Here is a 6,608-nt window from a genome sequence, read left to right on the forward strand (position 1 = left end):
TTCATGAGCCCCATCCCCCAGCAGACCGGTGATCTCACCGAGAAGGACGACGCGGCCGTGGAAGACGACGCGGCCGTGGACACGGTGACCGCCGACGACACCGCGGCGAAGGAGCGGGCGACGACCGGGGAGGATTCCGAAGACGCCGGGACCGCCGAAGGCACCGAGGCCGTCGGGGCCGATGAGACCGACGGGGCCGATGGGGCTCGTGAGGCCGGCGGGGCCGGTTCGGCGGGCGGGACGCGCTCCGGGTTCGCGGCGTGGCGGGGAAGGCTGATCGGAGCGGTCGTGGCGATGGCGGCCGCCGGGGCGGTGACCTTCGGGGTGATCCAGTGGATGTCGGCCGACCGGCTGGCCGACCGGCTCGCCGCGGAGAAGGCCGAGCGGCTCGCGGTGTCCACCCGGGCCGGGGAGTTCGCCGTGGCGCTGCAGACCTACGACCACGACAACCTCCAGGCCTACCGGGACCACGTGTTCGGCCTGTCGGGCGAGGACTTCGAGAAGACCTACGACGCGGCGTTCAGCCCTCTGGAGAGTGTGATCACCGCGATGAAGGCGACCTCGACGGCCTCGATCCGGGGCGTCTACGTCGGCGAGGTCTCCGAGGGCAGGGCCAAGGCCATCACGATCGTCGACTCCCAGGTGAAGAGCACCGCGGGTACCCGGCGCCTGCTGGGCACCTACATGGAGCTGGGCCTGGTCAAGACGGGCGGTCAGTGGAAGGTGAACGACGCGACGGTGATGGGCGCCGCCGACGAGCTCCTGACGGACCCGGACGGCAAGGAGATCAGCCAGCCGGACCCCTCTCCCAGCCCCGGTAAGAAGAAGGACAAATGACGGGATATAAAGCCGTATATCGCCAGACCCTCTAGTCTGACCCCGTGCACTCTTCCCTGGTGCTGGCCGCCCCCACCGACGAGGTCTACTCCCCCGCCGGCATGGCCCTGCTCACCGAGATCGAACGCGAGCGGGCGGCGCGTTTCGTCCGGGAGTCCGACCGCCGTGACTTCGTCGCGGCCCATGTCCTGGTACGGCGGTGCGCCGCCCGGCTCACCGGCGTGCCCGAGGACCGGCTGACCCTGCTGCAGGTCTGCGAGTACCACGGACCGGGGCACGGCAGGCCGTACCTCGCGGAGATCCCCCGGCTCGGCCTCAGCCTCAGCCACAGCCGCGGGTACGTGTGCGCGGTGGCGGGGCCCGGTCGAGTGGGCGTGGACGCCGAGCGTGTGCCTCCCGGCCCCCTCGACGAGAGCCTCGCCGCCCAGGCCCTGGCAGGCGCGGAACGGGCCCTGGTCCGCGACAACGACGCGCTGATCCGCCTGTGGGTCCGCAAGGAGGCGCTCGTCAAGCGCGGCGAGCTGACCCTGGACTCCCTGCGCGCGACGGACCTGTCCGCGCTCCCCCTGGGCCCGGAACGCGAGCCGCGCGCCCTGGAGTGGGAGGGCAGGCACCTGCTGGAGTGGCGGACCGGTCCCGCGGCGCCCGGACGCCCGGACGGATCATCGGGGGCGGACGGAGCATCGGGTGTGGAGGGCGCGGGGGGCGCGGGGGCATCGAATGTTCCAGACGTCATGGTCTGTGTGATCTCCGACCATCCCGTCACTCTCGGTTGACACGCCGGGAGGGTGACAGTCCCCCTTCGCCGGGGAAATACCGGTGTCAGCGTCTGAGGTAGGTTCGTTTCATGAACACCGAGGAGCCCCGGTGGCTCAGTCCGCTCGAACAGCGGGCCTGGCGCACCCACCTCGCCGCGCACAAGCTCCTTGAGCACCGGCTCGACCGTGAGCTGCAGGTGTTCGGGCTCTCCCTGAACGACTACGAGATCCTCGTCAACCTCTCGGAGAGTCCCGGCCACCGCATGCGCATGAGCGACCTGGCCGACGCCACCATCCAGTCCCGCAGCCGCCTGTCCCACCAGATCTCCCGGATGGAGGCCGCCGACCTGGTCTCCAGGGAGACCTGCTCCGACGACCGGCGCGGCACCTTCGCCGTGCTCACCGAGCACGGCTGGGAGACCATCCAGAAGGTCGCGCCGCACCACGTGGCGAACGTGCGCGAGCACTTCATCGACCTGCTCACCGACGACCAGCTCCACGAGCTGGAGGCGTCCTACGCCCCGGTGGTCGAGCACCTCAAGAGTCTGCGGTGAAGCGAAACCGATACCGCGTGGTCCTCCCGTAGGTGACCGGGCGCTCGCTACGATCCGGCCATGTCTGCTCGACGGATCTTCATCGCCGCGGTGGTCTCCGCGCTCTCCCTGCTCACCGCCTGCACCGGCGGCGGCGGAGGCGGTACGGCCGCGCTTCCCAGCGGTCCCGACCTGGTCAAGAAGTCCTCCGAGGCGATGCGGACCGTCAAATCCGCCGCGTTCACGATGGAGACCGAGGGCAGTCCCGCGGTGCAGGTCAAGAAGGCCGCGGGCCGTCTCAGCGCGAGCGGTGACGCCGACGGGACCATCCAGGTCGACATGGCGGGCAGCCTGCTGGAGATCCAGTTCTACCTGGTGGGCGACACCGTGCACTTCAAGGGGGTGACCGGCGGCTTCCAGAAGCTGTCGCGGAGCCAGCTCTCGGCGATCTACGATCCGTCGGTCATCCTCAACCCCGACAAGGGGATCGTCCAGCTCCTGGCCAACGCGCTGGACCCGAAGACCCAGGGTGAGGAGAAGGCCGGCGGCGCCGACGCCTACCGGGTCTCGGCCACGCTCTCCCAGCAGATCCTGGACGACATGGTGCCGGGGCTCACGCAGAGCGTGAACGGCACCCTCTGGATCGACAAGGCCACCAGCCGCCTGCTCAAGGCCGACCTGCCGATGAACGGCGGCAAGGTGATCGTCTCCTTCGCCGACTACGACGTGCCGGTCCAGGTGACTCCCCCGGCGGACGCGACGCCGTGACCGCCCCCGCCCTCCCCGGGCGCGACCGGGCCGTCCGGCGGCGCGTCGCCCTCGGCGTCGGCGGCACCGCGGTGCTGCTGGCCGCGTTGGACGCCTACGTCGTCGTCACCGTCCTGATCGACGTCGCCAAGGACCTCGACGTCCCGCAGAACCACCTGGAGCGGGCCACCCCGATCGTCACCGGCTTCCTGCTCGGTTACATCGCGGCCATGCCGCTGCTCGGTCAGCTCTCCGACCGCTACGGCAGGCGCCCGCTCATCCATCTGTGCCTGGCGGGCTTCGCGATCGGCTCGGTCGTCACCGCGCTCGCCGAGACGATCCCCTGGCTGGTGGCCGGGCGCGCCGTGCAGGGCGTCGCGGGTGGCGCCCTGCTGCCGATCACCATGGCGCTGATCGGTGACCTGTGGGACGAGCGCGGCCGCCCGGTGGCCCTGGGCGCGGTCGGCGCCGCGCAGGAGCTCGGCAGCGTCCTGGGCCCGCTGTACGGCGCGGGCCTGGCCGCCCTGGTCCCGGTCACCGTGGAGCTCGGCGGCGTCCAGCTGGGCGGCTGGCGGTCGATCTTCTGGCTGAACGTCCCGCTGGTGGCCGTGGCGGCGGTGTTCGTCCACCGCTCGGTGCCGCCGCCCGCGCGCGGCGCCGCCCCGCCCGCCCGGGTGGACGTGGCCGGCGGCCTGCTGCTGGCCCTCTCGCTGGGCCTGCTGGTCGCCGGGCTCTACAACCCCGACCCGAGCGGGTCCGTGCTGCCTCCGTGGGGCCTGCCGTTGATCGCCGCCGGGGTGGTGGCGGGGACGGCGTTCGTGCTGTGGGAGACGCGCGCCCGGACCCGTCTGGTGGAGATGGCCGGGGTGCTGCGCGGGCCGTTCTTCGCCACGCTCGGGGTGAGCTTCCTGACCGGGGCGGCGCTGCTGGTCACCCTCGTGGACGTGCAGCTGTCGGCGCAGACGCTGCTGAAGCTGGAGACGCTGGACGGCGCGCTGGTGTTGTCCCGCTTCCTCATCGCGCTCTCGGTGGCGGCCCTGCTCGGCGGATGGCTGGCCCACCGGTACGGCGAGCGCCCGGTGGCGGTCGCCGGGCTGGCCGTGGCCACGGCCGGGTACGTCCGCATCGGCCAGTGGCCGCTGGACCTGGCGTCCGCCGGATACCGCATGGACGTCGACCTGGTGGTGGCCGGGCTCGGCCTCGGCGTGGTCATCGCGCCGGTCTCCTCCGCGGTGCTGCGCGCCGTACCGGCCGCCCGGCACGGCGTGGCGTCGGCGGCGGTGGTCGTGGCCCGGATGATGGGCATGCTGCTGGGTGTGGCGGGCCTGTCCGCCTGGGGCTTCCACCGCTTCCAGTCGCTCACCGCCCATCTGGACACGCCGCTGCCGTTCGGCGTGGAGCCCGGCGTCTACGCCAGGCAGCTGGCGGAGTACGAGGCGAAGGTGCGGGCCGCCCTGCACACCGAGTACAGCGAGATCTTCCTGATCACCGCGGGCCTGTGCGCGGCGGGCGTGCTGGTCGCGCTGGCGCTCCCCGGCAGGAAGGGCGGCGACGAGCCGGCCCCGGCGTCCGCCTGAGTAGTCAGCCCGGGCGGGCGCCGTTGGCTGCGGCGATCACCCGGGTCAGCGCCTGGTGCAGACTCTGGAGCTCGGCCACGTCCATTCCCAGGCGCTTGAGCAGCGGCGACAGCGTGGCGGGCTCAAGCTGCAGCAGGCGGCTGAGGTCCTTGACCGACAACGGCTCGTGCTGCCACAGCGCCAGCATCACCAGGTACTGCGGGTGGGTCAGACCCATCGGCTCCAGCACCGGCCGGTACAGGCCGATCACCGACCGCCAGGCCCAGCGCCCGCCTCTGAAGGAGGACAGGCACTTCGAACACGGCCCCGCCAAATGGCTGTTCATCGCCATCATGGTGTTCATCGTGCTGATCCACCTCGCCGGCCTCGTCATCGTCATGATCATGGAGACCTGACGGCTCGGCATCCGGGCGGCGACCGGCCCAGCGGGCCTCGGCCGGTGGCGGGGAACCGCGATCAGGACACGGGCAGGCCCCGGTTCAGGAGGTCGAGCGCGGCCGCGGTGGCCTCGTCGGCCGGGAGGTAGACGACCAGGCGCTGCTCGTCGGTGTCGGGCACCTCAAGGCTCTCGTACGCCAGCAGCAGCTCGCCCGCCGAGGGATGCGCCCACCGTTCGACGCCCGTGCGCCCGGGGAGTGCGCCCGGGACCCCGAAACGGTCGGTGAACCGAGGCCCGGCCGCGACGGCCAGCTCCTCGGCGAGAGCGGCGGCGTGGAGGTCGCCGAGAGCCGCGGCGGCCCTGAGGTCGGCGGCACGCTCGTCGGCGACGCGGTCCCAGTCGGGGAAGACGGCACGCGCCCGGGGATCGGTGAAGACGAACCGGGCGAGGTTGGGGAGGCCGGAGGGGCTCGCCTCCAGCAGGCCGGCGGGACCCGCGAGCCGCTCGTAGCCCGCGGTGCGGGCGAGCAACTCGCCCAGCCGGTTGACCACCGTCGCCGGAGCCGGTTCGAGCCGGTCGAGCAGCGCCCGCACCGTGGGACGCACCGTACGGGCCGGCAGTGCGATGTTCTGGCAGGCGCCGCCGGTCGTCGCCTTGACGAGGCGGTGCAGGTGGACCCGCTCGTCGGCGGAGAGGTCCAGCGCGTCGGCGAGCGCGGCGAGGATCTCGCCGGAGGGGCGGCGGTCGCGCCCCTGCTCCAGCCGTGTGAGGTACTCCACGCTGACCCCGGCCAGCGTGGCCAGCTCGGCCCGGCGCAGTCCGGGCGTACGGCGGCGCGAACCGCCGGGGAGCCCCACGGCCGCGGGCACGACGGACTCCCTCCGGGAGCGCAGGAACGCGCCCAGCTCGTTGCCTCCCACGGCCGCCGATCCGTTGCCTCCCATGGCGGGGAGTCTATTCGGCGCGCCGTCCGGCGCGCGGCGTCCCGGCGCGATCGTGGCCCTGCGGGGGCCAGCCTCGCCGCGGCCTCCCCGCCCGGAGCCCGGCCCGGCAGGCTCGGGCCCATGAGCGTATTCACCGACGGCGAAGTCGCCTATCTGAGAAGCCAGCCGCTGGGGCGCCTCGCCACGGTCGGCCGGGACGGCAGGCCCGCGGTCAGGCCGGTGGGGGTCGTCTACGACCCCGAGGCCGAGGTGATCGTGATCGGCGGCGCCGCCGGTACCGGCATGGCGGGGAGCAAGAAGTTCCGCGACGCGCGCCGCCGTCCCGACGTGGCCTTCGTCATCGACGACATCGCGGCCGTGGACCCGTGGACACCGCGCGGGATCGAGATCCGGGGACACGCGGAGACGTACGACGAGGGCGGGGAGCAGGTGGGCGAACGCCTCGACGCCCCGTTCCCGTTCGATTCCGCGTGGATCAGGATCCGCCCGCGACGGATCCTGTCGTGGGGCATCGACAACGGCTCCTACGAGATGTCGGCGCGCGACGTGCCCTGAGACGGCGTGGAACCCGGAAAACACCGAACCCGAGAGAGGACCTTCTTTGCGTTACCGACTGCTGGGCCGGACCGGCCTGCGGGTGTCCGAGCTGTTCTTCGGCGCGATGACCTTCTACGAGCGCGGCGGCCCCGACGCGCTGCGGGAGTACCGCGCCATGATCGACGCCTATGCCGACGCCGGGGGCAACGTCGTCGACACGGCCTCGGCGTACGGCGAGAGCGAGGCCGTCCTCGGCGAGCTGCTGGAGGGCCGCCGCGACCGGTTCGTGCTGGCCA

9 protein-coding genes are annotated in these 6,608 nt (G+C 72.6%); 7 read left to right on the forward strand and 2 right to left on the reverse strand.

The window, feature by feature from the left end; all coding sequences use genetic code 11:
* Window positions 1-3 precede the first annotated feature (3 nt).
* The 5 genes from IEZ08_RS03340 to IEZ08_RS03360 all read left to right on the forward strand — a co-directional run bounded on the left by IEZ08_RS03340 (window position 4) and on the right by IEZ08_RS03360 (window position 4,452).
* Window positions 4-837, forward strand: a complete 834-nt coding sequence (locus tag IEZ08_RS03340) for a hypothetical protein (RefSeq protein WP_189241628.1) — start codon at window positions 4-6, stop codon at window positions 835-837.
* A gap of 44 nt (window positions 838-881) precedes the next feature.
* A complete protein-coding gene (locus tag IEZ08_RS03345; protein ID WP_176728451.1) occupies window positions 882-1,613 on the forward strand; it encodes a 4'-phosphopantetheinyl transferase family protein in 732 nt (243 codons plus the stop codon).
* 71 nt (window positions 1,614-1,684) lie between these two features.
* A complete protein-coding gene (locus tag IEZ08_RS03350; RefSeq protein ID WP_068922800.1) occupies window positions 1,685-2,149 on the forward strand; it encodes a MarR family winged helix-turn-helix transcriptional regulator in 465 nt (154 codons plus the stop codon).
* 60 nt (window positions 2,150-2,209) lie between these two features.
* Window positions 2,210-2,896: an LppX_LprAFG lipoprotein gene (locus tag IEZ08_RS03355; RefSeq protein ID WP_068922799.1), complete on the forward strand. Its 687-nt coding sequence runs from the start codon at window positions 2,210-2,212 to the stop codon at window positions 2,894-2,896.
* On the forward strand, window positions 2,893-4,452 hold the full coding sequence (locus tag IEZ08_RS03360; protein WP_189241629.1) for an MFS transporter: 1,560 nt from the start codon (window positions 2,893-2,895) through the stop codon (window positions 4,450-4,452). The genes IEZ08_RS03355 and IEZ08_RS03360 overlap by 4 nt, the downstream gene beginning before the upstream one ends.
* A gap of 4 nt (window positions 4,453-4,456) precedes the next feature.
* Here the strand turns inward: IEZ08_RS03360 and IEZ08_RS03365 are convergent, their stop codons facing one another.
* Both IEZ08_RS03365 and IEZ08_RS03370 read right to left on the reverse strand, forming a co-directional pair.
* The gene (locus IEZ08_RS03365) at window positions 4,457-4,825 is read right to left on the reverse strand and encodes a MarR family winged helix-turn-helix transcriptional regulator (RefSeq protein WP_307815299.1); all 369 of its coding nucleotides are present in this window, start codon (window positions 4,823-4,825) and stop codon (window positions 4,457-4,459) included.
* Window positions 4,826-4,908: 83 nt separating this feature from the next.
* Window positions 4,909-5,775, reverse strand: a complete 867-nt coding sequence (locus IEZ08_RS03370; protein WP_068922797.1) for a helix-turn-helix domain-containing protein — start codon at window positions 5,773-5,775, stop codon at window positions 4,909-4,911.
* 120 nt (window positions 5,776-5,895) lie between these two features.
* On the opposite strand from IEZ08_RS03370, the gene IEZ08_RS03375 reads away from it, so the two are divergent.
* Both IEZ08_RS03375 and IEZ08_RS03380 read left to right on the forward strand, forming a co-directional pair.
* Window positions 5,896-6,330 carry a PPOX class F420-dependent oxidoreductase gene (locus tag IEZ08_RS03375; RefSeq protein ID WP_068922796.1) on the forward strand — a complete coding sequence of 145 codons (435 nt, stop codon included), beginning with the start codon at window positions 5,896-5,898 and terminating at the stop codon, window positions 6,328-6,330.
* Between the two features lie 46 nt (window positions 6,331-6,376).
* A partial coding sequence (locus tag IEZ08_RS03380) for an aldo/keto reductase (RefSeq protein ID WP_189241630.1) occupies window positions 6,377-6,608 on the forward strand: 232 nt, incomplete at its 3' end.

This window comes from Planobispora rosea, from assembly GCF_014648175.1.
Classification (GTDB): Bacteria; Actinomycetota; Actinomycetes; order Streptosporangiales; family Streptosporangiaceae; genus Planobispora; species Planobispora rosea.

Excerpts from the sequence above, each read along its gene's own strand:
- IEZ08_RS03355 (WP_068922799.1), top strand. The coding sequence starts at position 2,210 with ATGTCTGCTCGACGGATCTTCATCGCCGCGGTGGTCTCCGCGCTCTCC.
- IEZ08_RS03375 (WP_068922796.1), top strand. The coding sequence starts at position 5,896 with ATGAGCGTATTCACCGACGGCGAAGTCGCCTATCTGAGAAGCCAGCCG.
- IEZ08_RS03350 (WP_068922800.1), top strand. The coding sequence starts at position 1,685 with ATGAACACCGAGGAGCCCCGGTGGCTCAGTCCGCTCGAACAGCGGGCC.
- IEZ08_RS03340 (WP_189241628.1), top strand. The coding sequence starts at position 4 with ATGAGCCCCATCCCCCAGCAGACCGGTGATCTCACCGAGAAGGACGAC.
- IEZ08_RS03365 (WP_307815299.1), bottom strand. The coding sequence starts at position 4,825 with ATGACGAGGCCGGCGAGGTGGATCAGCACGATGAACACCATGATGGCG.
- IEZ08_RS03370 (WP_068922797.1), bottom strand. The coding sequence starts at position 5,775 with ATGGGAGGCAACGGATCGGCGGCCGTGGGAGGCAACGAGCTGGGCGCG.